This window comes from Variovorax sp. PAMC28562, assembly GCF_014303735.1.
Taxonomy (GTDB): Bacteria; Pseudomonadota; Gammaproteobacteria; order Burkholderiales; family Burkholderiaceae_C; genus Variovorax.
Map to the genome: position 1 here is coordinate 771395 of NZ_CP060296.1, position 23062 is coordinate 794456.

Here is a 23062-nt window from a genome sequence, read left to right on the forward strand (position 1 = left end):
TTCGCGTATCGCGGCCCCCCGAGGGGGAGCGTCAGTGCCTTCGGGCGGCCGGGCGGCACTGACATGGCCGCGCCGTCATCCATTCCCACCCTGAGCAGCGGCGGACTCGCGGCCGACGCGCGTTCGCTCGACACGCTCAAGCTGGTCGCGGGCAGCAACGATCCCAAGGCCGTCAAGGAAGCCGCCAAGCAGTTCGAATCGCTCTTCATGCGCGAGCTCATCAAGAGCATGCGCGAGGCCACGATGAAATCAGGACTGATGGACAGCGACGGCGAAAAGCTCGGCACCGATTTGCTCGACCAGCAGTTCGCAGTGCAGCTCTCCGGCATGCCCGGCGGCCTGACCGAAGCCATCACGCGGCAGCTCACGCAGCAGATGACCGGCAATGCGCGCAGCGCCACGCCGACGGTGTCGCTCGGCGGCACCGCGACCAACCCGAGCGCGACGCAAAGCGGCTTTGTGTCGCAGCACACCGAAGCCGCCGAGCGCGTGGCCCAGGCCACCGGTATTCCGTCGGCTTTCATGATCGGCCAGGCCGGCCACGAAACTGGCTGGGGCAAGAGCGAGATCCGCAACGCCGACGGCAGCAATGCCTTCAACCTGTTCGGCATCAAGGCCACGGGCAGCTGGACCGGCAAGGTGGCCGAGATCACGACCACCGAATACGTCGACGGCGAAGCGAAGAAGGTCACGGCCAAGTTCCGCGCCTACGGCTCGTACGAAGAGTCGTTCCGCGACTACGCCAAGCTCATCGGCGAGAGCCCGCGCTATGCGCAGGCCCGCGCGCAGACCGGCTCGGCCACCGCCTACGCCACTGAATTACAACGCGCCGGCTACGCCACCGATCCGGCCTACGCGGCCAAGCTGAGCCGCGCCATCAACACCAGCTTGCAGCTGCAAAGGTCTCAAGCATGAGTCTGCTCAACGTCGGCGCGCGGGCCCTGCTGGCCAATCAGCTTGCGCTGCAGACCACCGGCAACAACATTGCCAACGCCAACACGGTCGGCTATTCGCGCCAGACCGCGGTGATGTCGCAGGTGCCGGGGCAATACACCGGCAGCGGCTATATCGGCAAGGGTGTCGAGGTCTCGACCATCGAGCGCGCCCACAGCGACTTTCTGACCACGCAGGCGACGCAGGCCGCGTCCGTGTCGTCGATGGACAGCACGCGCGCCAACCAGCTTTCCTCGCTCGAAGACATCTTCACCGGTGGCGCCAGCGGCCTCGGCGCGTCGGTGACCGACATGCTCAACTCGCTGTCGGACGTGGCGAGCACGCCGACCGACATCACCGCGCGCAACGTGGTGTTGACCCGCGCCGACGAGATGGGCGCGCGCTTCCAGGACGCGCAAAGCCGGCTCGACGATCTGCAGCAAGGCGTGAAATCGCAACTTGGCAATGCGGTCACGACCATCAACAGCCTGGCCACGCGGGTGGCCGCGCTCAACCAGCAAATCGCACGCGCGCAGGGCGGCGGCCAAGCCCCCAACGACCTGCTCGACCAGCGCGATCAGGCGATGCGCGATCTCAACCAGCAGGTGCAAACCACCACCGTGGCGGCCGACGACGGCACCATGAGCGTGTTCATCGGCAGCCAGCCACTGGTGCTCGGCAGTTCTGCCGCACCGCTGTCGCTCACGACCGGCGCCGACGGCACGCAAGCCCTGGCGCTCACGCGCGGCAACGCCAGCTCGACGATCCCGGGCGAAACGCTGGGCGGCGGTGCGGTGGCCGGGTTGCTGCGTTTTCAGAACACCGACCTCGCCGAGGCCCGTAACCTGCTGGGGCGCATGGCGACGACCATCACCAGCGCAGTCAATGCGCAGCACAAGCTCGGTGTCGATCTGGACGGCAATGCCGGCGGCAATTTCTTCCAGCCGATCGCGGTGCCCGACGCGGTGCCGGCGACAGCCAACACCGGCAACGCGACGGTGGGCGCCACCGTGACCGACCCGTCGGCGCTCGCTGCATCGTCCTACCAGCTCAACTTCGGCGCGGCAGGCAGCCTGCAGGTGACGCGGCTGTCGGACGGCAAGATCAGCAACTTCACCGGACCGCTGCCGGTGCAAGTGGATGGCCTGACCATCGCCGTCGGTGCAGGCACAGCCAACGCCGGCGACAGCTTCACCCTCAAGCCGTATGCCGCCGCTGCCGGTCAGGTCGCGACCGCGATCACCTCGCCGCGCGCACTTGCCGCGGCCAACCCGATCGAGGCCCGCGCCGGCACCAGCAACACCGGCAACGTGACCGTGTCGGCACTCGCGCCAGCCAAGGCCGATGCCAACATGACGGGCACCGTCACGCTGACTTTCAACGCGGCCGGCACCTTCGATGTGAGCGGCACCGGCACCGGCAACCCGACCGGCGTGGCCTACACAGCGGGCCAGCCGATCAGCTTCAACGGCTGGAACCTCACGCTGAAAGGCACACCGAAACCCGGCGACACCATCACCGTGCAGGCAGCGACGCCGGGCTACAGCAACCTCAATGCCGGCAACGCGACCGCACTGCTCGGCCTGCGCGACGCCACGGTGTTCGACGGCGCCCCGCTGTCCGATGGCTACGCCTCGCTGATGGCGACGGTCGGCGTCCGTTCGCAGAGCGCGCAGTACGCCGCGGGCATCTCCAACTCGATTGCGACGAACCTCGAGACCAGCCGCACCAGCGTGTCGGGCGTCAACCTCGACGAAGAGGCCGCCAACCTGCTGAAGTACCAGCAGGCCTACCAGGCGTCGGCCAAGATGATCCAGATTGCGCAAAGCATCTTCGACACGTTGCTGCAAGGCATGCACTGAATTCAACGGAGTAACCCATGTCTGGCAACACCACCCGCCTCGGCAGCGCGAACACCTATGACAACGCGGTGCGCCAACTTACCGCACGGCAGTCGCAAATGTCGAGTCTGCAAGAGCAACTCACGGCTGGCAAGAAGGTGCTGCGCCCGAGCGACGACCCGAGCGGCGCGGCGCAGGCCGAGCGCGCCATCACACGCATGGCGCGCGTCACTACCGACCAGCGCGCCCTCGAAGTGCAACGCAACGCTGTCGGAACGGCCGAGTCGACACTGGGCGATGCGATAACCGCCGTGCAGACCTTTCGCGCCCTTGCCGTGCAGGCCGGCAACACGTCGCTCACCGGCACCGACCGCGCCAGCATCGCGCAGCAGATGACCACGCTGCGCGACCAGATCCTCGGCTACGCCAATGAAAAAGACAGCAATGGACAGCCGCTTTTCGGTGGGCTCGGCAGCACGGCCGCACCGTTCTCCGACACCAGCGGCGGCGTGACGTTCAACGGCATCGCAGGCCAGACCGCGGGCGGCGCGGTGTCGGTGCCCGCCACGCTCGATGGCGCCGCGACCTGGATGAACGTGCCCACCGGGAACGGCGTGTTCGCCATCACGCAGGCGAGCGGCACCAGCACCGTCTACACCGACGCAGGCAAGGTCACCGACCCAAGCGCGGTGACCGGCGCCAACTACAACATCGTGTTCACCGTGAGCGGCGGCGCGACGACTTACAACGTGCTCAACACCACCGCGGGAACGACGGTGCAAAGCGCGCAACCCTACCGGCAAGGTCAGGCGATAGCGTTCGACGGCATTTCGTTGACGCCATCGGGCACGCCGGCCAACGGCGCGACCCTGCAAGTGAAGCCGAGCACCCGCTCCGGTCTGTTCGGCGTGCTCGACGCGGCGATTGCCGGGATCCGTGACGCCACCAGCACGGGCGCAGTGGCGCAGAACGTGTCGCAGGCTCTGGTGCAGATCGACTCGGGCCTGTCGCGCCTGCAGTCGTCGCGCGGCACGGCCGGCGACCTGCTGAATCGGGTCGACGACATCTCGGGGCGACAAGCCGATCGCAGCATCCAGCTGGAGGCGGATCGATCGCGTGCCGAAGACATCGACATGGTGAAAGGGGTCTCGGATTTCCAGACGCAGCAGACCGCGTATTCCGCGGCGCTCGGTTCTTACGCGCAGATCCAGAAACAGTCGCTCTTCAACTTCATCAGCTAGCGCGATGAAACACACCCCCACGCCACGGGAGGCCTCATGGCGCAAACCGTACTAGGCAGCCTGACCCTCGGCTACCGGCCCATGTGGGGCCGTAGCCGCACACTGTCCGGCGTGCAGCTGTTCGTGCACGAAGACAGCGAAGGCGTCGACGGCCATCACCTGCTTCGCATGCTTGCAGAGCTGCGCACCGCCGAGTCACCGGCGCTGCTGCTGTCTTTGCAGTCGCGCGAACTGCTGACCAGCCTGCTGCAACACGCCACGCCGTCGGACCCGATGATCGAAGTGCCGGTGCGCTGGCTCGACGACGCGCGGCTGCGCGCTTGCGTGCATTCCGCGCGCTCGCGCGGCGTGCGCATGGTGGCGCGTGGCGACGCGGCACAGAACCCACCCGAAGACGTGGCGCGCTGCTTCGAGCGGCGCATGACCGCGCTGTCGGCGGTCGATGCCGGCACCGCGTTGCATGCCGCCAAGCGCGCGCGCGAATCGGCCGCAGTCGGTCGTCTTGCGGCCCGCGCCGAAGGCAGCCCGGTGCTCCCCAACTCCATGGTCGAAGGCGTGGCGAGTCGCGCGCTTGCCGAACACGCACTCGATCAGCAAGGCGCCTGGGCCATCGCAGGCTGGCCGGTCGAAGATGCGGTGCACCGCTACGCAGGGCAGCCGCTGCCGCCGAGCCGTCGCGCCATCGTGCAGACCATGAACGCGCTCGACGACGAGCCGTCGCTCGAACGCATCGAACAATTGCTCGGCGAAGAACCGACGCTGGCCTACCGCCTCTTGCTGTATCTCAACTCGGCTGGCCTGGGCTTGCGCAGCGGCATCGCGTCGTTGCGGCACGGCTTCATGATGCTGGGCTTTCGTTCGCTGAGTGCCTGGCTGGCCGAGCAACTGCCGCACGCGACCGACGATGCGGGCCTGCGGCCAGTGAACGCGACGATGGTGCTGCGCGGCCACCTGATGGAGCACCTGATGGACGCCGGCATCGAGGACGATCTGCGGCGCGAGGTGTACCTGTGCGGCCTGTTCGCGCAGCTCGACCTCGTGCTCGACGAGCCGCTCAAACTCAGCCTCAGTCGGATCCCGTTGTCGGAGCGAATCGTCTCGGCCATCGTGAGCCACAACGGCCCGTATGCACCGAGCCTGAAAGCCGCCCTCGCAATGGAATCGGACGACCCGGCTCCGTTGCGTGCCGTGCGCGAAACCTATGGCCTGGCGTCCGACGACGTGAACCGCGCACTGCTGCGAATGCTCGCGGGCGGCAGCCTGTAGCAGGCTGGACTGCTGACGACGCACGCCGCATGAACGATCTTTGTGTTTCCCCTGTTTTTCTTTCCCCGGAGTTCCGATGTCTACTGATCACGCCCTTGCCCCAGATGTCGAAAGTGCCGCGCCCGCTGGCGTGGGCGCTGCGCTGTCGCGCCAGGCCATCGTCGACGAGCGGCGCGCCGTGTTCGGTTACGCGCTGTTCGAACAACCACGCGACCGCGCGAACGATTCCACCGTGGTGGTCGATGCGCTGTCCGACTCGGGCACCAACGCGGTGGCGGGCGAGAAGCTCGTCTTCATCCATTGCGCTTTCGAAAATCTCGGCGGCCTCCAACTCGACCTGCTCGACCCCGACAAGGTCGTGCTCGAGGTGTCGACCCGAGAAGGCAGCACCGAAGAAGACATCGAGTTCGGCCGTCTCGCGCTGACGAAAATTCGCGAAAGCGGATTCCGTTTGGCGTTCGGCCCGGCGGTGCTCGAACCCGCCTACGCATCGTGGCTGCCGATGGCTGCATTCTTGAAGCTCAACCTGGCCGGCATGCCGAACGACCAGGCCGAGCGCTTCATCAAGCTTGCAAAGACTTCGAGCCGCGCCGATGTGGTGGCCGAGCAGGTCGATACGGTCGAGCAGTACGAACTGATGAAGCGCTTTGGCGTCAAGCTGTTCCAGGGCCGCTGGTTCGCGCAGCCTTCTGCCATCACCGACAAGGCGGTGCAAACCTCGCAAGCCACGATCATCCAGTTGATCAACCTGGTGCGGCGCGAAGCGGACCTCGGCGACATCGAAGAGCTCATCAAGAAAGACCCGACGCTGTCTTTCAAGCTGCTGCGCATGATCAATTCGTGCGGCTTCGGGCTGAGCGTGGAGATCACCTCGTTCCGCCACGCGGTGATGATCCTCGGGCTCAACAAACTGATCCGCTGGGCCACGTTGCTGATGACGGTGTCGCGCCCCGGCGGCGCCGCGCCGGCAGCAGGCACCACAGCGGTGGTGCGCGGCCGGCTGATGGAGCTGCTCGCTGCCGAACTGATGCCTCAGGAAGACTGCGACAACGCCTTCATCGTCGGCGTGTTCTCGCTGCTCGACACGCTGGTCGGCATGCCGATGGCGCAAGCGCTCGGTTCAGTCACGTTGCCGGAGCCTGTGCTCGACGCGCTGCTGCGCAACGAAGGGCAACTGGCACCGTTCCTTGCACTCACCAAGGCCTGCGAGAGCGGTGACGACGTCGCCTTTTCCAAGGCCGCAGACGAGTTGCAGTTGACCAACCACCAGATCAACTGGGCGCATCTGCAGGCGCTGATGTGGGCGGACGCGCTGGAACGCTGAAGCCACAAGCCGGGCCGGTGTCGCGCACGGGATGTCCCCGGCTTGACCTCGCGGCGATGACGCTGAACCATCTACCTTCCCTATCGAAGGCTCACTGAAGGAACAAAGATGGCAGAGGCATACATCGTGGCTGCGGTGCGCACCGCAGGCGGCAAGCGCGGCGGCAAGCTCGCGGGCTGGCATCCGGCCGACCTGGCGGCCGAAATGATCAACGCATTGCTCGAGCGCAGCGGCATCGATCCGGCGGCGGTCGAAGACGTGATCCTCGGGTGTGTCAGCCAGGTCGGCGAACAGGCGAGCAATATCGCGCGCAACGCGGTACTGGCGTCGAAGTTGCCTGAATCCGTGCCAGGCACCTCGGTCGACCGCCAATGCGGCTCGTCGCAGCAGGCATTGCACTTCGCGGCGCAGGCGGTGATGTCGGGCAGCATGGACGCGGTGATCGCCGGCGGTGTCGAGAGCATGACGCGCGTGCCGATGTTCACGCCCAACGCGTTGCCGGCCAAGGCCGGACTCGGTACCTACATGAGCCCCGGCATGCAGCGGCGCTACCCCGGCGTCGAGTTCAGCCAGTTCACCGGCGCAGAGATGATCGCCAAGAACTACGGGCTCGACAAAGACGCGCTCGATCGCTACGCATTCGAGAGCCATAAGCGCGCCATCTCGGCCAGCCGTGAAGGCCTGTTCGGCGACGAGATCGTGCCGATCGAGATTCGCCTTGCAGACGGATCGGGCAGCGGGCAGATGCACACGGTGGACGAAGGCATCCGCTTCGAAGCGACGCTCGAAGGCATCGCCGGCGTCAAGCTGATCGCCGAAGGCGGCCGCTGCACCGCCGCGACCGCGAGCCAGATCTGCGATGGCGCGAGCGGCGTGCTGGTCGTCAACGAGCGCGGCCTGAAGGCACTCGGCGTGAAGCCGCTCGCGCGCATTCATCACATGAGCGTGATGGGGCACGACCCGGTGATCATGCTGGAAGCACCGTTGCCGGCAACGCAGCGCGCGCTGGCCAAGGCCGGCATGTCGATCGACGACATCGACCTGTACGAAGTGAACGAGGCCTTTGCACCGGTTCCGCTGGCCTGGCTGCAAACGCTCGGCGCCGACCCGGCGCGGCTCAACGTCAACGGCGGCGCCATCGCGCTCGGTCATCCGCTCGGCGCGTCGGGCACCAAGCTGATGACCACGCTGGTCCATGCGCTGGCGCAGCGCGGCAAGCGCTATGGCCTGCAGACGATGTGCGAAGGCGGTGGCATGGCCAACGTCACCATCATCGAAAGACTCTGATGTCGCATGTCCTGTATGAATTGGAAAACGGCGTCGCGACGCTGACGCTCAACATCCCGACCCGGTTGAACCCGATCGCGATGGACCTGCAGGTCGAACTGCGCGACACGCTGGCGCGCGTGGCCGACGACCGCAGCGTGCGCGCGGTGGTGCTTACCGGTGCGGGCAAGGCGTTTTGCGTGGGTGCCGATCTGAGCGCAATTCTTGGCGGCGCTGACGACGGAGATCGCACGGCGAAAGGCTCGCTCGGCACGCAGACCGCCGAATGGATGCAGTCGCTCAGCAATCCGTTGATCGAGGCGATGCGTGCGCTGCCGGTGCCGATCGTCGCAGCGGTCAACGGTGCGGCGGCGGGCGCCGGCGTCGGCCTGGCACTTGCCGCCGACATCACCGTCGCAGCACGCAGCGCGTACTTTTATCTGCCGTTCTTGCCCAAGCTCGGCATCGTGCCGGACCTCGGCTGCACCTGGTTCGTGCCGCGCCGCATCGGGGCGGCACGTGCCATGGGCATGGCATTGCTCGACGAGCGCGTGAGCGCCGACCAGGCGGAGCGATGGGGTTTGATCTGGGCCGCCTGTGAAGACGACGTGCTGTTGCTCGAGGCACAGAAGATCGCAGAGCGCCTGGCGCGCCTGCCGGCGCACGCGGTACTCGAAGCCCGCAAGGCGTTCGAAGCCTCGGCGCAGCACACGCTCAGCGAGCAGTTGCATTTCGAGAGCGAGCGGCAACGCGAGCTGATCGACAAGCCGAGTTTCAGCGAAGGCGTGACGGCGTTCCTGCAGAAACGGGCACCGGTTTTTCCGGGGCGTTGAGCGCGGATTTGGCCTCTCGGGGTCGCTGCAGGACAATGCAGCATGACTGTCCTCAATGCTTTCTACGCGCAGTCCGGTGGCGTCACTTCGGTCATCAACGCATCGGCCTGCGGCGTGATCGAAACAGCGCGACGCCACCCGGACCGAATCGGCCGCGTCTATGCCGGGCGCAACGGCATCCTCGGCGCACTGACCGAAGACCTGATCGACACCAGCGCAGAGCCGGCCGACGCCATCGCCGCGTTGCGCACCACGCCGGCGGGCGCCTTCGGATCGTGCCGCTACAAGCTCAAGTCGCTCGAGAAAAACCGCCGAGAATACGAGCGTCTGATCGAGGTGTTCAAGGCGCATGACATCGGTTATTTTTTCTACAACGGCGGTGGCGATTCAGCCGACACCTGCTTCAAGGTCAGCCAGTTGTCGCAGTCGCTCGGCTATCCCCTGCAGGCGATCCATGTGCCGAAGACCATCGACAACGACCTGCCGTTGACCGACTGCTGCCCGGGTTTCGGCTCGGTCGCCAAGTACGTGGCGATCTCCACGCTCGAAGCTTCATTCGACGTGCGCTCCATGGCCGCGACATCGACCAAGGTCTTCGTGCTCGAAGTGATGGGACGGCACGCCGGATGGATCGCCGCGGCGGGCGGGCTGGTGGCCAACCACGGCATTCCGGTCGTGATCCTGTTCCCCGAGATCGAGTTCGACCAGGCGGCGTTCCTGGCGCGCGTCGATGCGCTGGTAAAGCAGCATGGCTACTGCACCGTGGTCGTGTCCGAAGGCTGTCATCGCGCCGACGGCAGCTTCCTGGCGGAACAGGGCACGCGCGATGCGTTCGGTCATGCGCAGCTCGGCGGCGCGGCGCCGGTCGTTGCCAACATGGTCAAGGAAGCGCTCGGCCACAAGTTCCATTGGGCGGTGGCCGACTACCTGCAACGTGCGGCGCGACACATCGCTTCGGCGACCGATGTGAGACAGGCATACGAACTCGGCCAACGCGCCGTCGAACTCGCCATCGAAGGTCGCAACGCAGTGATGCCGACCATCGAGCGCACCAGCGATTCGCCCTACGCATATCGCATCGGCAGTGCACCGCTCGAAGCGGTGGCCAACGCCGAGAAGTTCATGCCGCGCGACTTCATCACAGCCGATGGCTTCGGCATCACCGAAGCTTGCCGACGGTATCTGATGCCGTTGATTCAGGGCGAAGACTATCCGGCGTACCGCGATGGCTTGCCGTTGTACGTGACGCTGAGCAATGTGGCGGTGCCGAAAAAGCTACCCGCCTTCGCGGTGGCTTGATCATGGCGCTATCGGCGGCTGGTCGGCCATGAACGATGGCGAGATCTTCGGCGTGATCGACGCCACGCGCTGTCCGATCTGCGGCGAAGCGAATCGCTGTGCCGTCGAGTTGGCGCGCGAGACCGGAACACTGCAAAGCGAGTGCTGGTGCATGCAGGCCGACTTCAGCGCCGCATTGCTTTCCAGGGTGCCCGAAGCGGCGCGCGGCGCTTCATGTGTCTGTGCCCGCTGCGCAGCCGCTACGCCCCGCTGACAAGCAGACCCATGCTCGCGGTCTCAACGCCGCGAGAAAAAGCCGTGGGCGTATGCATAGCCCTGTGCCTGCTGCACGGGCTGGGGCATCTGCAGCGGTGTCGATCGCGTCGGCGCCTGCTGCAAAGCTTGCGAACCTTGCAGCGACGTCGTCGAACCCACCGTCGGCGGCACGGGGACGGGATCGCTCATCGCTTCAGGCGCGGGAGAAGGTGCGCCGATGCGATGGCGCTGGTCGGTGATGACCTGGTGGATGAACTGCAGCTTGCCCACCGCCGCGCGCGGCAGCACGAACGGGTAGTAGTCGGGTTGGCCCATGCTGCGCGACAACTCGTTGAGCACGTTGGTCAGGCGCACCCAGCCGTTCAGGAAGTCGAGAAACTTCATCGCGTCCGGATGGTCGGGCTGCCACAGGTCGGCCGGCTCGAATAAATCGCTGGCAAGTTCTGCACGCGTCGCGTCGACTCCGAAGCTCATGGCGGTGTCGGCCGTATCGGCCATGTGCAAGTAATGCGCCCAGGTCTCGGCCCAGTCTTCCCACGCATGCGAGCTGGCGTAGCTGGTCACGTAGCGATTGCGCCAGTCGGGCACCGGCCCTTGCTCGTAGTGCGTTTTAAGGGAGGTGGCGTAGTCGGCGCGTTCATCGCCGAAGAGCGCACGAAACTGTTCGAGCCAGTTCGTCGGGTAGACGAGCAAGTCCCAGTAGTAGTGACCGATCTCATGGCGAAAGTGCCCGAGCAAAGTGCGATATGGCTCGCGCATTTCGGCACGGATGCGCTCCCGCACCGCGTCTTCTGCTTCTTCGGCATTCAGCGTGATCACGCCGTCTTCGTGGCCCGTCAGCACGTGCGGGCCGCCGGGCATGTTGCTCAAGAAGTCGAAGGCGAGCCCATGCACCGGGTCGGCATGCCGGCTCACGACGGGGAGTCCGAGCGCGAGCAATTGCGAGACGAGGCGGCGCTTCGATTGCTCCAACTTGCGCCACAGCACGCCGTTGGTTTCGACGGAGAGATCGGGAATCGTCCGCGTCACACTGCACGAGAGACAGTAGCCAGGAGCGAGGCCGATCGTGTTGAAGCTGGCGGCGTCGCCCTCACGCGGTGAAGGCACCATCCAGTTGCAACTGGATGCGGTCATCAGGTTGGTACAGCGCCGGTAGGCCTTGCCGTTCGTATCGCCGAACACGGTGTAGGTGTCGGCCTCGGCGCCCTGGAACGTCGCGGGTGCGAGCGGCACGACTCCGAGGCTCTCGACGACATAACCAAGCGGCGTGTGGCAGGCCAGGCATTCGCTGTTGCCGAGAAAAATCGGGCGGCCGCATTGACACTGGTAGGCGCGGCTCAGTGTCGGCGCCTTGAGGTCGGCGGCGAGCGAGTGGTCCGACTGCTCCGGCGCGGTGCCCACGGATTGCGATTGGAGGGTCTGTGCCATGGCGTCATTGTGAAGTCACCGGGCGCGAGAGCACACGCGCTCAAAGGCCGATATCCTTGTAGGACGGCCGAACCCCCGCGGCCATCCGCGCGCCAATGACCGACCCCAAGATTCCACAGATCCCCGACCGCCCGCCCGCCGACTCGCCACCGATTTCTGCGGCGCCTTCGATCCACAGCTTGCGCGACCGGTACGGCGATCGCTACCGTTGGTACCTGCTGCTGTCGGTCATGGTCGGCACGATGGCATCGATCATGTCGTCGACCATCGTCAACGTGGCCATTCCGGGCATGAGCCATTACTTTTCGCTCGGGCAGGAGCGCGCGCAGTGGGTGAGTTCCGGCTTCATGGTCGCGATGACGGTATCAATGCTGACCACGCCGTGGCTGCTCGGCCGCTATGGCTATCGCGCGACCTACGTCGGCACGATGGTGCTGCTTTTGCTGGGCGGGCTGGCCGGCGGTTTGTCGAATAACTTTTCGCTGGTGCTGGTCGCGCGGGTGGTCGAAGGATTGGCGGCCGGCGTGGTGCAGCCGATCCCCGCCATCATCATCCTGCGCGCCTTCGAGCCACACGAGCAGGGGCGCGCGAGCGGCCTCTTCGGCATGGGCGTGGTGCTGGCGCCGGCGATCGGCCCGAGCATCGGGGGCGTGCTGGTCGACCTGTTCGGCTGGCGCTCCATCTTCTTCATGGTGGTGCCGTTCTGCATCGCGTCGATCGCGCTGGCGTACCGCTTTGTGCCGACCACCGCGCCGGGCGGCGTGGTCGCTGCGCGCGCCGGCAACCTCGACTGGCGTGGGCTCGGCCTGGGCACGATCGGCACGCTGTGCCTGCTAAACGGGCTGGTCGCGCTGCGCGGTGATTCGCCGTTGCACGCGACGCTGCTGCTGGCCGGCGCCGGTCTTGCGTTTGTGGCGTTCCTCTGGTGGCAAAAGCGGATGTCGGCCTCGGGTCGCGAGCCGCTGATGAACCTGGCGCTCTTTAAGTACCGACAGTTCGCGATGGGCAGCGTGGTGGCCTTCATCTACGGCACGGCGCTGTTCGGCTCGACCTACCTGCTGCCGGTCTATATGCAGCTCGGACTGCAGCTGTCGGCCTCGCATGTGGGCACGATCATGCTGCCGGCCGGCATCGTGCTGGCCATCACCATCGCGCTGGTCGGGCGCCTGGCCGACCGCCAGCCGACGTGGATGCTGGTGAGCATCGGGCTGGCGTTGCTGGCGCTTTCGTTCGCGCTGATGATTGTGCTGAGGCTCGACAGCGGCATCTGGCTGCTGGTGATCTTCGCGACCATCGGGCGCATCGGCCTCGGCTTCATCCTGCCGTCGCTCAACATCGGATCGATGCGGCCGCTGGCCAAGCCGCTGATTCCGCAGGGCGCGAGCGCTATCAGCTTTTTGCGGATGCTGGGCGGCGCGACCGGCGTGAGCCTGTGCGCCATCGTGCTCGAGTGGCGTCTGGCGGTGCATGGCGACTCGCTGGTCAACCCGTCGACCAGCGTGGCCCGACTGGCCGCGTTCGACGAGGCCTTTGCCATGTTGGCAGGGCTGTGCGCGCTGGCCATCCTGGCGGCGCTGCAGTTGCGCCAGAAGAAGCCGCTGCCGACAACGGTTTAATGCAGCCATGTGCCAATTGCTCGGGATGAACTGCAACACCCCCACGGACGTGACGTTCAGCTTCGCGGGGTTCGCGCAGCGCGGCGGCCGCACCGACCATCACGCCGACGGCTGGGGCATCGCCTTCTTCGAAGACCGTGGACTGCGTCATTTCGTCGACCATCAGCCGGCCTGCGATTCACCGGTGGCCGAGCTGATTCGCCGCTATCCGATCAAGAGCCAGAACGTCGTCTCGCACATTCGCAAGGCGACGCAGGGCGCCATCAATCTGCAGAATTGCCACCCCTTCGTGCGCGAGTTGTGGGGCCGCTACTGGGTCTTCGCGCACAACGGCGACCTGAAGGATTTCAGACCACGGCTGCACGGCGCCTTTCATCCGGTGGGCAGCACCGACAGCGAGCACGCGTTCTGCTGGCTCATGCAGGAACTGGCCAAGTCGCACGCCGGTGTGCCGAGCGTCGACGAGCTCACGCTCACGCTGCGTGAGCTGGCGCCGCAATTGGCGAAGCACGGCACCTTCAACTTCATGCTGTCGAACGGGCAGGCGTTGTGGGCGCACGCGTCGACCAACCTTTGGTACATCGAACGCCGGCATCCGTTCGTTTCGGCGCAGTTGTCGGACGACGATCTGGCGATCGACTTCGCGGCGCACACCACGCCGACCGATCGGGTGGCGATCGTCGTCACGGCGCCACTGACGACCAACGAAGCGTGGACCGCTTTCGCGCCGGGGGAACTCAAGGTGTTCGTCGACGGGCAGGCGCAAAGCGGATAGTCGACTGCGAGTCATCGGCGAGTCACTGGCATGCAGCGATCCGGAGTTGCACCGGCGGTGTGGCGTTCACACCAAATGTGCATGAAAGTACCGCGAGGGTTACGTTTTTCGTGAACAATAACGGTTCTCATTTGCAACAACAGAACCTCACATGGCTCCCGCCCGTTTTCCCCTGCGCGCTGTCGCAATCGCCAGTGCCCTGGCAATCCATGCCCTGAGCGCCGCTGCGCAGGCTCAGCCGGCCGCTCCGCAAACGCTGGAGACGATCAAGGTCGAGGCCAGTGCCGACGCATCGGCCGAAGGCTTGAGCAAGCCCTTCGCCGGGGGCGAAGTCGCACGCGGCAGCCGCATCGGCGTGCTGGGCGCGCAAGACATGATGGACACGCCGTTCAACACGACGACCTACACCCAGCAACTGATCGCGAATCAGCAAGCGCAAAGCATCGGCGACGTGCTGCTGAACGACGCTTCCGTGCGCTCCGCGCGGGGCTTCGGCAACTTCCAGCAGGCGTACTTCATTCGCGGCTTTCCGGTGTTCTCCGACGACGTGTCGTACAACGGCCTCTTTGGCTTGGTGCCGCGTCAGTACATGGCAGCCGAATTCGTGGAGCGCGTCGAGGTATTTCGCGGCGCCAACGCGTTTCTGAGCGGCGCAGGCGCGGGTTCGGTCGGCGGCGGTGGCATCGGCGGGCTGATCAACGTACTCCCCAAGCGGGCGCCGAACGAGCCGCTGAGCGAGGTTTCCGTCGGCGTGCAAAGCGGCGGGCAGGGTTACGTGGCGGCAGACATCGCCCGGCGCTTCGGCCCTGACCAGGCAACTGGCATTCGCCTGAACGCGGCCCGTCGCGATGGCGGTGACGACGGCGTCGACGGTGAAAAGCATCAGTTGAGCGCACTCAGCCTCGGCCTCGACTGGCACAGCAGCAACGTGCGCCTGTCGGCCGACGTCGGCTACCAGAACGACAAGCTGAAGTCGCCTCGCCCGAGCGTGACGCCGGCCTCCAACCTGCCGATCCCCGAAGCACCGGATGCGAAGAACAACTTCGCGCAGCCCTGGACCTATTCGAACAGCCGGGACGTATTCGGCACGGTGCGCGGCGAGGTCGATCTTTCTTCGAACGTCACGGCCTGGGCCGCGGTCGGCACGCGCCACAGCACCGAAGACAATTCGCTCACGCCAATGAGCATCATCGACGCGCTCGGCGATACGTCGGGCTACCGTTTCGACAACGCCCGCAAGGACAAGGTCAACACCGGCGAAATCGGTATCCGCGGCAAGTTCCAGACCGGGAGCATCGGCCACACGGTGGTGGCTTCGGCGGCGGCCTTGAGTTCCGACTCGCGCAATGCCTATGCGCTGTCAGGCTTCAGTGGAATCGACAGCAACATCTATCGGCCGACCGCGGTGTTCGCGCCGGCGGCGACCTTCTTCACCGGCGGCGTGCTGAGCAACCCGGGCCTGACCGAATCGATCGACACGTCGAGCTTCGCCGTTGCCGACACCATGTCTTTTGCGCGAGACACTGTCCTGCTCACCGTCGGTGCGCGTCGCCAGAAGATCAAGGACACGACATACGACTACAACAAAGGCTCGCGACTCGACGGCTACGACCAGAGCAAGACGACTCCCGTGGTCGGCTTTGTTTTCAAGCCAATGAAAAGCCTTTCGCTCTACGCCAACTACATCGAAGGCCTGATCAAGGGCGACGTCGCCCCGACCACCACGTCGACCGGGCAGCGCGTCACCAACGCAGGTCAGGTTTTTGCGCCGTATGTGTCGAAGCAAAAGGAAATCGGCGCCAAGTACGACGGCGGCAACATCGGTGCCAGCGTCGCACTTTTCAGCACGAGCAAGCCGAGCGCTTACCTGCAGAACGGGACCTATGGCTCGTATGGCGAGCAGCGCAACCGCGGCGTCGAACTGTCGGTGTTCGGCGAACCGACGAAGGGCCTGCGCCTGCTGGGCGGCATCACATTGCTCGACGCAGAGCAGCGCCGCAGCGCAATCGCGTCGAACAACGGCAACGAGGTGATCGGCGTGCCGAAGCACCAGATCAATTTGGGCGCCGAGTGGGACGTGCCGGGCATCAACGGCTTTTCGGTGAATGCACGCGTGCTGCAGACCGGCAAGCAGTACGCCGATGCTGCCAACACGCAAGTGCTGCCGTCATGGACTCGTCTGGACCTCGGTGCGCGCTATCTCGTGGACATCGGCAACGGGCGGCTGTTGACGCTCCGCGGACGGGTCGACAATGTTCTCAACAAGTCGTACTGGGCATCGGCCGGTGGCTATCCCGGCGCCAACTACCTGGTGCTGGGTCAACCGCGGACGTTCGTGCTGACCGGTACCGTCAACTTCTGAGGACGCGCCAGACCCGTGCGCGCATTCTTCACGCTGGTGCACCGCTGGGCGGGCCTTTCCGTCGCGCTCTTTCTGATCGTCTCCGGCCTCACAGGCGCGGTGACATCATGGGACCACGAACTCGACGAGTGGCTCAACAGCGCGCTCTACGACACCGATAGCCGGGGACTCTTCAAGGACCCGATGGCAATGGCCGCGGCGGTCGAAGCAGCCGATCCGCGCGCCAAAGTCAGCTACGTTTCGCTCGGGCTAGAAGAAGGCCACAACGCGGCCTTCTTCGTCGAGCCACGCACCGACGCTGCCACGCGACAGCCCTATTCGCTCGGCTACAACCAGGTCTTCGTCGACCCGGTCACGGGACACGTCGTCGGCCAGCGCGACTCGACCGCCGTCTCGCTTTCGCGCGAAAGCCTGATGCCCTTTCTGCGCACGGTGCACTACAGCCTGCACATCCCCGCGATCTGGGGCACCGATCGCATCGGCTACTGGATCATGGGCACGGTGGCGCTGGTGTGGCTGATCGACAGCTGCGTGGCGCTCTACATCACCACGCCGCGTCGCCTGAAGATGCCGCGCGACGCGCCGAAGCACGCGGCGCGTCATCGCAAGCCGATGACCTGGCTGGGCCGCTGGCAACCGGCATGGGCCATCCGGTGGCATGCCGGTGGCTACAGGCTCAACTTCGATCTGCACCGCGCGGGCGGGCTTTGGGCCTGGGTGTTCATCATCGTGATCGCCTTCACCTCGTTCTCACTCAACCTGTACCGCGAAGTCTTCTATCCCGTGCTGTCGCTGGTGTCGAAGACGACACCCGGCCCCTACGAGACGCGAACCATGGCACCGCTCGGTACCACCATCACGCCGCTACTGGGTTTCGCACAGGTCGTGGACATCGCCGAGGCCGAGGCACGGCGACAAGGCTGGACGACGCCGCCGGGAGGCATCTACTACGAGGCACGCTACGGCTTCTACAACGTGTCGTTCTTCAAGCCCGGCGCTGAAAACGGACAAGGCGGCATGGGTCTGAGCAACCTCTACATCGACGGTATGGACGGCCGCATCTTGAGCCAGAACGTGCCATGGAAAGGCACCGCCGCAGACGTCTTCGTGCAATTGCAGTTTCCGATGCACTCAGGCCGCATCCTCGGTCTGCCGGGTCGCATCATGATGTCGGCGATGGGCCTCGGCGTCGCCATGCTGTCGATCACCGGCATCGTGATCTGGGCGCGCAAGCGGCGTGCGCGACAGACCGCACCCCGAGGCTCGGTGGCTTCCAGCAGCGCCTAATTGCGTTTGATGCCGACTGATTCTTCCAGCGCATCGATGAACATCGCCGGCACGTCGAAGCCGGTTTGTTCGGTGATTTCCTGAAAGCAGGTCGGGCTGGTGACGTTGATCTCGGTGACCGAATCGCCGATCACGTCGAGGCCGATCAACAGCAGACCGCGTGGTGCGAGCGTGCGGCCGACGACTTCTGCGATCTCTCGATTGCGCGCGGTCAGCGGTTGCGCCACGCCCTTGCCACCGGCCGCCAGATTGCCGCGCACTTCGGTGCCCTGCGGAATCCGCGCCAGCACGAAGGGCGCCGGCTTGCCCGCGATGATCAGGATGCGCTTGTCGCCCTGCGTGATCTCCGGCACGAAGCGCTGGACCATGATGGTTTCCGCGCCGCCCTTGTTCAGCGTCTCGACGATGGAGCCGAGGTTCATCGCGTCTTGCCGCACGCGGAAGATGCCCATGCCGCCCATGCCGTCGAGCGGCTTCAGGATGATGTCGCCGTGCTCCGCATGAAAGTCGCGCACCGACTCGGCACTGCGCGTGACCAACGTCGGCGTCACGAACTGCGGGAACTCCATGATCGCGAGCTTTTCGGGATGGTCGCGCAACGCGCGCGGCGTGTTGACCACATGCGCGCCTTCACGCTCGGCCTGCTCGAGCAGGTGCGTCGCGTAGATGTACTCGGCATCGAATGGTGGATCTTTGCGCATCACCACGATGTCGAAATCCTTGAGCGCCTTGGTCTCGAGGATGTCTTCGCGATACCAGTCCTTGGCGTCACCGGTGAGGGTGATCTGCTGAACGTTGGCGGTAACCACGCCACCTGATTTCCATTGCAGGTCTTGCGGCAGGCACGCCGCGATGCGATGTCCGCGCCGTTGCGCCTCGCGCATCATCGAAAAAGTGGTGTCCTTGTAGATCTTGAATTCATCGAGTGGATCGGCGACGAAGAGAATGTTGTGCATCAGAAGGTCTTTCCGGCGGCCGCGTTGCGGGTCGCCTGCTGTTCATTGGGCACGATCTTGCCGCCGGGTGCGATGGCCTTGTCGACGGAGGTTTTTGTCGGGTCGGCGCTGTGGATGCTTTGAGCGGAGTCGTAACGATTGCGTCGGCCGAGTTGCTGCACGGCCAGCGCAATGGCGCCGGCCACTACACCCCAGAAAGCCGAGCCGATGCCGGCCACGGTGACGCCCGACAACGTGACAAGAAAGGTGATGAGCGCTGCCTCGCGATGCGACTCGTCGCGCACCGCCGCGGCAAGTCCGCCGCCGATGGTGCCGAGCAATGCGAGCCCGGCAATGGCGGCGACCAGCTCTTTCGGAAACGCGGTCAGCACGCCGACCACCGCCGCACCGAAGAGCCCGATCACCACGTAGATCGCACCGCAGCTCACTGCCGCCGTATAGCGCCGCTTCGGGTCGTCGTGGGCCTCAGGCCCCATGCAGATGGCTGCGGTGATGGCGCTGAGGTTGAGCGCATAGCCGCCGAACGGCGCGAGCACCAGCGTGGCGACTCCGGTGATCGTGATGAGCTTGCTGATCGGCAGGTCGTAGCCGGCCGCACGAATCGCCGCGACGCCGGGCAGGTTCTGCGAGGCCATCGTGACGACAAACAAGGGCAGCGCAAGGCTCACCGCGGCGCGCCAGGTAAACACCGGCATCGTGAAGATCGGCAGGGCCATATCGAAGTGCACCGCCGACCAGGCCAACTGGCCGCGCGACGCCGCATAGACGACGCCGACGAGCAACGTCAGCGGCACGGAATAGCGCGGCATAAAGCGCTTGGCCAGCAGGTAGGCGGCCAGCATCAGCAAGATGAGCGGCAGCGCGGTCTGCGCCGCAAGGAAGGCCTGCAAGCCGAAGCGCGCCAGCACACCCGCAAGCAGCGCGGAGGCGATCGCCATCGGGATCTTGTTCATCACGCGCTCGAACCAGCCGGTCGCGCCGGCCAGCGTGATGAGCACCGCGCAGACGATGAAGGCACCGACCGCCTCGTTCATGCCGTAGCCCACGCCGGCCACCGCCAGCACCGCCGCGCCGGGCGTACTCCAAGCGATCATGACCGGCTTGCGCCAATACAACGAAGGCACCGCGGAGCACAGACCCATGCCGAGCCCCAAAGCCCACATCCACGAGGTGATCATCGCGGGCGTGGCGCCGAAGGCCTGAGCGGCCTGAAACACGATGGCCACCGAACTGGTGAAGCCGACCAGCACCGCAACGAAGCCTGCCGTGAAAGCCGACAGGCTCAAGTCCTTGAAAAAACGCATTGGTGAATTGTGCCCGGCGTTCATGGCCTGCCTTGCGGAGGTGGCCCGCCTCTTGCAAACTCGCCGCATGACCGCACGCTGGCCCGACAGGCTTCCCTCGCACGACCGCTTCGACTATTCGCCGATCACCCGGCGGCCCGACTACCGCTGGCCGAACGGCGCCGGGCTCGCCGTTTACCTCGGCTTCAACCTCGAGCACTTCGCTTTTGGTGATGGCCTGGGCGCCCGCATCGGACCGCCGTCACCGGAGCCCGATGTGCTCAACCACGGATGGCGCGAATACGGCAACCGCGTCGGTGCGTGGCGCTGCCTCGAACTCTTCGACTCGCTCGGCCTGCCCACCGGCGCCTTGATCAACACCGCGCTGTACGACCACTGCCCCGAACTGTTGCGCGCGGTGCAGCTGCGCGGCGACGAGCTCATCGGCCACGGCCACAGCAACGCGGAGCGACAAGGCGATTACAGCGAAGCCGGTGAGCGCACATTGCTCGAACGCTGTCGCGACCGCATCACCGGCGAGAGCGGCATCACGCCCGCGGGCTGGCTGTCGCCCTGGATATCGGAGAGCGCGGTGACGCCGGACTTGCTCGTCGAGACCGGCTACACCTACACGCTCAACTGGTGCCACGACGACCAACCGACACGCATGCGCACGCGCAGCGGCAAGTCGTTGTGGGCCGTGCCATACCCGCAAGAACTCAACGACATCCCGATGATCATCGCGCGCCAGATGGACGCGAAAGACTTCGCGACGATGGTGATCGACAACTTCGACGAGATGCGCGAACAGGCACGCACGCAGCCGCTGGTGATGGGTGTGGCGCTGCACCCTTACATCGTCGGGCAGCCGTATCGGCTGCGGCATTTGCGGCGCGCGCTGGAGGTACTGGCTGCCGCTCGGGACCGGGGTGATATCTGGTTCACGACGCCTGGGGCCATCGTCGCGCATGTGGATTCGCTGGAAAGCCAGACGCGTGCTCAGGGTCCAGTCCAAGCGTAGTAGGCAATGCCGTCATAGTTGAAAGTCGCCGACGACGTGCGCAAGATCGCATCACGTTCGGCCGAATTGATCGTGTAGAAATGCGTTTCTGTCAGACGGTTGTAGAAACGGTACATCGCCGTTGCCCCGGCAGTCGCCCCGGTGTTGGCGTACCAGCTCTTGCCCTCGTCCGAATAGGTCGGATTGTTCGTCCTCACGCTAGCCGCTTCGTCAGCATTGATTGTGTAGAAATGGGCGCCCGTCTTGCTGTTGAAGAAGCGCTCCAGCCCAGTGGCGCCGGTACTCGCATCGGTATAAGCGTAGAAGGCAATGCCTTCGTAGTTGTATTGCAGCATCGTGCTGCGCACTCGATCGCGCTCGGCAGCACTCCCCGTATAAAAATGCGTCAAATTCGCGGTATTGAAGAAACGATATATCGGAATTCGTCCGTTTGCCGGCGCGTTGAGCCATTGCGACATGCCCGCGTTATAGGCGACATCGAATCGACCGTAGACAGCGATAGCGTTCGTGCACGACGCAGCCCCACCGAACAGTTGCCCGACCAAAACGGTAGTTCCGTTTGATGTGGCAAAAACGCCCGAGCCGCTGCTTCCGGGCTGAACGGGGCCCTGTCCCCACAGTACTTCCATGAAATGCGCCGTGCTCGTTGATACGCTGGCGAACGTGCAGTTCCCGTCCGTGTTGTGGGCAATGCATTCGAAGTAGTCGATGACCTTGCCGGTGCTGTACTTTTGCAAGTCTGCATAAGGATGATGTAGCCCAAAAACATCGCTTCCGACCGCGGGCGGTGTGGCGCTCCACGCCGCATAGACGGCGCCGGGTGGCGGCATTCCGTTGAGCACCATGAATGCAGTGTCCGTGTCGGCATTCGCCAGCAGCAGTGTGGCGCCGCCAGCGAGCGTACGGACGGCATCGCTCAAAATTACACTGCCGCATTGGGATGAGCGATAGAACCAGTCTGTCGTGATGCTCGACGCAGCAGCCTGAGTCGAGATGCAGTGATAGGCACTCAGAAAATACGGTGTCCCCGAGGACGCTTTGTCGTTAACCAACGTCCCGGTGCAGGCATACCCGTCGCCGTCCTTCACGAAAGTCATGCGGGCTACCGATTTGCTTTCGGTGTCGTAAGCGTGCGTGCAACTCACGTCGAGTGTGCAGACCGACGCGCTGCCCAGGGACTTGACGATGGTTGCCGTGTCCAACCTGTCAAATACATGCGTCAGCCGTGGAACTGCAATTTGAATTTGGTCGATGGGTGTGCCCGCCGGCACTTCTATTTCCAAGGTGACTTCTTCGCCGCCCAAGTCTGGCGACCAGTAGGTGTGCGCCGCGTCGCCCGATTCGCCGGCGTCAAGGTTGCGTTGGATCGATGCCAGCACTTGCTGCCCGGAGACTTCGAAAAGTGTCGGACTGCCCGCGGCATAAAAGCGGAGCGTGGTACCCAATGGGAGGCTACTTACGCGAACACCGAGTCGCACACCTTTGGCGTCAGGCGTCGAGAAATGTATGGCGGCCACGCGGCCGTTGGCGATCGAATCGTTCCACAACAGAAGTTGCGCAGTGGCGGCATCGTTGACCGTTGCATCGATATCGCGACCCACGCCGACCAGCGTCGGCACTGCTGCAGATGCCGCCGGGGGCCACGTGACCTTACCTTTTTGCTCGATCAAAGCCTTCTTTTGCGCTGTCAGCGGATCCAGTTGCACCTGCGCAGATTGCACAGCAGATGCAGATGCAGACGCACGCATCCGCAGCTGCGACACGTCTTGAGGCAGCTCGGCGCTGCGTGTCAGAGATGCGATCGGCCCGTCGGCTTTTACTGGTTGTACAACGATTTTGGCAGCGACCGGCGCTTGAGCGGCGAGACCGCCAACTTCAATATTGCTGCTGCTGGACCCGCCGCCACCACAAGCGGCCAACGTCACGAAACCCAGTCCCAAAGTGCTCCAGCCAAGCCGACGCAACACCAACCACGCAGAACGGGAGTCCAAAGTCGCCTCACCCCTAGGCCGACGCTGAACTAAAAACTAAAAGGTCGGCAGAGACACTCTAGTGCATAAATACACAATACTTACA

At 64.9% G+C, this 23062-nt stretch carries 18 protein-coding genes; 14 read left to right on the top strand and 4 right to left on the bottom strand.

Annotation, left to right across the window (positions count from 1 at the left end; genetic code table 11):
* Positions 1-63: 63 nt before the first annotated feature.
* The 9 genes from flgJ to H7F36_RS03810 all read left to right on the top strand — a co-directional run bounded on the left by flgJ (position 64) and on the right by H7F36_RS03810 (position 10256).
* Positions 64-915 (top strand): flagellar assembly peptidoglycan hydrolase FlgJ, encoded by an 852-nt coding sequence (gene flgJ / locus H7F36_RS03770; RefSeq protein WP_187053416.1) that lies wholly within the window; start codon positions 64-66, stop codon positions 913-915.
* On the top strand, positions 912-2795 hold the full coding sequence (flgK, locus tag H7F36_RS03775) for a flagellar hook-associated protein FlgK (RefSeq protein ID WP_187053417.1): 1884 nt from the start codon (positions 912-914) through the stop codon (positions 2793-2795). The genes flgJ and flgK overlap by 4 nt, the downstream gene beginning before the upstream one ends.
* Positions 2796-2812: 17 nt before the next feature.
* Positions 2813-4015, top strand: a complete 1203-nt coding sequence (gene flgL, locus H7F36_RS03780) for a flagellar hook-associated protein FlgL (RefSeq protein ID WP_187053418.1) — start codon at positions 2813-2815, stop codon at positions 4013-4015.
* Positions 4016-4051: 36 nt separating this feature from the next.
* Positions 4052-5281 (top strand): HDOD domain-containing protein, encoded by a 1230-nt coding sequence (locus tag H7F36_RS03785; protein ID WP_187053419.1) that lies wholly within the window; start codon positions 4052-4054, stop codon positions 5279-5281.
* Between the two features lie 76 nt (positions 5282-5357).
* Positions 5358-6605, top strand: coding sequence for an EAL and HDOD domain-containing protein (locus H7F36_RS03790; RefSeq protein WP_187053420.1), 1248 nt, complete (start codon positions 5358-5360; stop codon positions 6603-6605).
* 108 nt (positions 6606-6713) lie between these two features.
* Positions 6714-7892 carry an acetyl-CoA C-acetyltransferase gene (locus H7F36_RS03795; RefSeq protein WP_187053421.1) on the top strand — a complete coding sequence of 393 codons (1179 nt, stop codon included), beginning with the start codon at positions 6714-6716 and terminating at the stop codon, positions 7890-7892.
* Complete coding sequence (locus tag H7F36_RS03800) at positions 7892-8704, top strand: enoyl-CoA hydratase-related protein (RefSeq protein WP_187053422.1); 813 nt, start codon at positions 7892-7894, stop codon at positions 8702-8704. Before H7F36_RS03795 ends, H7F36_RS03800 begins: the two co-directional genes overlap by 1 nt.
* Positions 8705-8746: 42 nt before the next feature.
* The gene (locus tag H7F36_RS03805; protein ID WP_187053423.1) at positions 8747-10003 is read left to right on the top strand and encodes a 6-phosphofructokinase; all 1257 of its coding nucleotides are present in this window, start codon (positions 8747-8749) and stop codon (positions 10001-10003) included.
* 28 nt (positions 10004-10031) lie between these two features.
* Entirely contained in the window at positions 10032-10256 is a 225-nt protein-coding gene (locus tag H7F36_RS03810; RefSeq protein WP_187053424.1) for a cysteine-rich CWC family protein, read from the top strand.
* 23 nt (positions 10257-10279) lie between these two features.
* Here the strand turns inward: H7F36_RS03810 and H7F36_RS03815 are convergent, their stop codons facing one another.
* Entirely contained in the window at positions 10280-11686 is a 1407-nt protein-coding gene (locus tag H7F36_RS03815) for a putative zinc-binding metallopeptidase (protein ID WP_261802489.1), read from the bottom strand.
* Between the two features lie 95 nt (positions 11687-11781).
* Here H7F36_RS03815 and H7F36_RS03820 point away from each other — a divergent pair, with 95 nt between their 5' ends.
* From H7F36_RS03820 to H7F36_RS03835, 4 genes are all read left to right on the top strand, one after another.
* Positions 11782-13302, top strand: a complete 1521-nt coding sequence (locus H7F36_RS03820) for a DHA2 family efflux MFS transporter permease subunit (RefSeq protein ID WP_187053425.1) — start codon at positions 11782-11784, stop codon at positions 13300-13302.
* A 7-nt stretch (positions 13303-13309) separates the two neighbouring features.
* Positions 13310-14077 carry a class II glutamine amidotransferase gene (locus tag H7F36_RS03825; protein ID WP_187053426.1) on the top strand — a complete coding sequence of 256 codons (768 nt, stop codon included), beginning with the start codon at positions 13310-13312 and terminating at the stop codon, positions 14075-14077.
* 151 nt (positions 14078-14228) lie between these two features.
* A complete protein-coding gene (locus tag H7F36_RS03830; protein ID WP_187053427.1) occupies positions 14229-16439 on the top strand; it encodes a TonB-dependent receptor in 2211 nt (736 codons plus the stop codon).
* Between the two features lie 15 nt (positions 16440-16454).
* Positions 16455-17726 carry a PepSY-associated TM helix domain-containing protein gene (locus tag H7F36_RS03835; RefSeq protein ID WP_187053428.1) on the top strand — a complete coding sequence of 424 codons (1272 nt, stop codon included), beginning with the start codon at positions 16455-16457 and terminating at the stop codon, positions 17724-17726.
* On the opposite strand, the gene gshB is transcribed toward H7F36_RS03835, so the two are convergent.
* Complete coding sequence (gene gshB / locus H7F36_RS03840) at positions 17723-18682, bottom strand: glutathione synthase (protein ID WP_187053429.1); 960 nt, start codon at positions 18680-18682, stop codon at positions 17723-17725. The genes H7F36_RS03835 and gshB overlap by 4 nt on opposite strands.
* Complete coding sequence (locus tag H7F36_RS03845; protein WP_187053430.1) at positions 18682-19986, bottom strand: benzoate/H(+) symporter BenE family transporter; 1305 nt, start codon at positions 19984-19986, stop codon at positions 18682-18684. The genes gshB and H7F36_RS03845 overlap by 1 nt, the downstream gene beginning before the upstream one ends.
* Positions 19987-20053: 67 nt before the next feature.
* On the opposite strand from H7F36_RS03845, the gene H7F36_RS03850 reads away from it, so the two are divergent.
* Positions 20054-20986 (top strand): polysaccharide deacetylase family protein, encoded by a 933-nt coding sequence (locus tag H7F36_RS03850; protein ID WP_187053431.1) that lies wholly within the window; start codon positions 20054-20056, stop codon positions 20984-20986.
* Here H7F36_RS03850 and H7F36_RS03855 read toward each other — a convergent pair.
* On the bottom strand, positions 20965-22911 hold the full coding sequence (locus H7F36_RS03855) for a trypsin-like peptidase domain-containing protein (protein ID WP_187053432.1): 1947 nt from the start codon (positions 22909-22911) through the stop codon (positions 20965-20967). The genes H7F36_RS03850 and H7F36_RS03855 overlap by 22 nt on opposite strands.
* Positions 22912-23062 lie beyond the last annotated feature (151 nt).

Bases quoted from the DNA above. Each gene is read 5' to 3' on its own strand.
- flgL (WP_187053418.1), top strand. From the start codon at position 2,813: ATGTCTGGCAACACCACCCGCCTCGGCAGCGCGAACACCTATGACAAC.
- H7F36_RS03800 (WP_187053422.1), top strand. From the start codon at position 7,892: ATGTCGCATGTCCTGTATGAATTGGAAAACGGCGTCGCGACGCTGACG.
- H7F36_RS03820 (WP_187053425.1), top strand. From the start codon at position 11,782: ATGACCGACCCCAAGATTCCACAGATCCCCGACCGCCCGCCCGCCGAC.
- H7F36_RS03805 (WP_187053423.1), top strand. From the start codon at position 8,747: ATGACTGTCCTCAATGCTTTCTACGCGCAGTCCGGTGGCGTCACTTCG.
- H7F36_RS03790 (WP_187053420.1), top strand. From the start codon at position 5,358: ATGTCTACTGATCACGCCCTTGCCCCAGATGTCGAAAGTGCCGCGCCC.
- gshB (WP_187053429.1), bottom strand. From the start codon at position 18,682: ATGCACAACATTCTCTTCGTCGCCGATCCACTCGATGAATTCAAGATC.
- H7F36_RS03815 (WP_261802489.1), bottom strand. From the start codon at position 11,686: ATGGCACAGACCCTCCAATCGCAATCCGTGGGCACCGCGCCGGAGCAG.
- H7F36_RS03845 (WP_187053430.1), bottom strand. From the start codon at position 19,986: ATGCGTTTTTTCAAGGACTTGAGCCTGTCGGCTTTCACGGCAGGCTTC.
- H7F36_RS03850 (WP_187053431.1), top strand. From the start codon at position 20,054: ATGACCGCACGCTGGCCCGACAGGCTTCCCTCGCACGACCGCTTCGAC.
- flgK (WP_187053417.1), top strand. From the start codon at position 912: ATGAGTCTGCTCAACGTCGGCGCGCGGGCCCTGCTGGCCAATCAGCTT.
- H7F36_RS03830 (WP_187053427.1), top strand. From the start codon at position 14,229: ATGGCTCCCGCCCGTTTTCCCCTGCGCGCTGTCGCAATCGCCAGTGCC.
- H7F36_RS03825 (WP_187053426.1), top strand. From the start codon at position 13,310: ATGTGCCAATTGCTCGGGATGAACTGCAACACCCCCACGGACGTGACG.
- H7F36_RS03810 (WP_187053424.1), top strand. From the start codon at position 10,032: ATGAACGATGGCGAGATCTTCGGCGTGATCGACGCCACGCGCTGTCCG.
- H7F36_RS03795 (WP_187053421.1), top strand. From the start codon at position 6,714: ATGGCAGAGGCATACATCGTGGCTGCGGTGCGCACCGCAGGCGGCAAG.
- H7F36_RS03785 (WP_187053419.1), top strand. From the start codon at position 4,052: ATGGCGCAAACCGTACTAGGCAGCCTGACCCTCGGCTACCGGCCCATG.
- flgJ (WP_187053416.1), top strand. From the start codon at position 64: ATGGCCGCGCCGTCATCCATTCCCACCCTGAGCAGCGGCGGACTCGCG.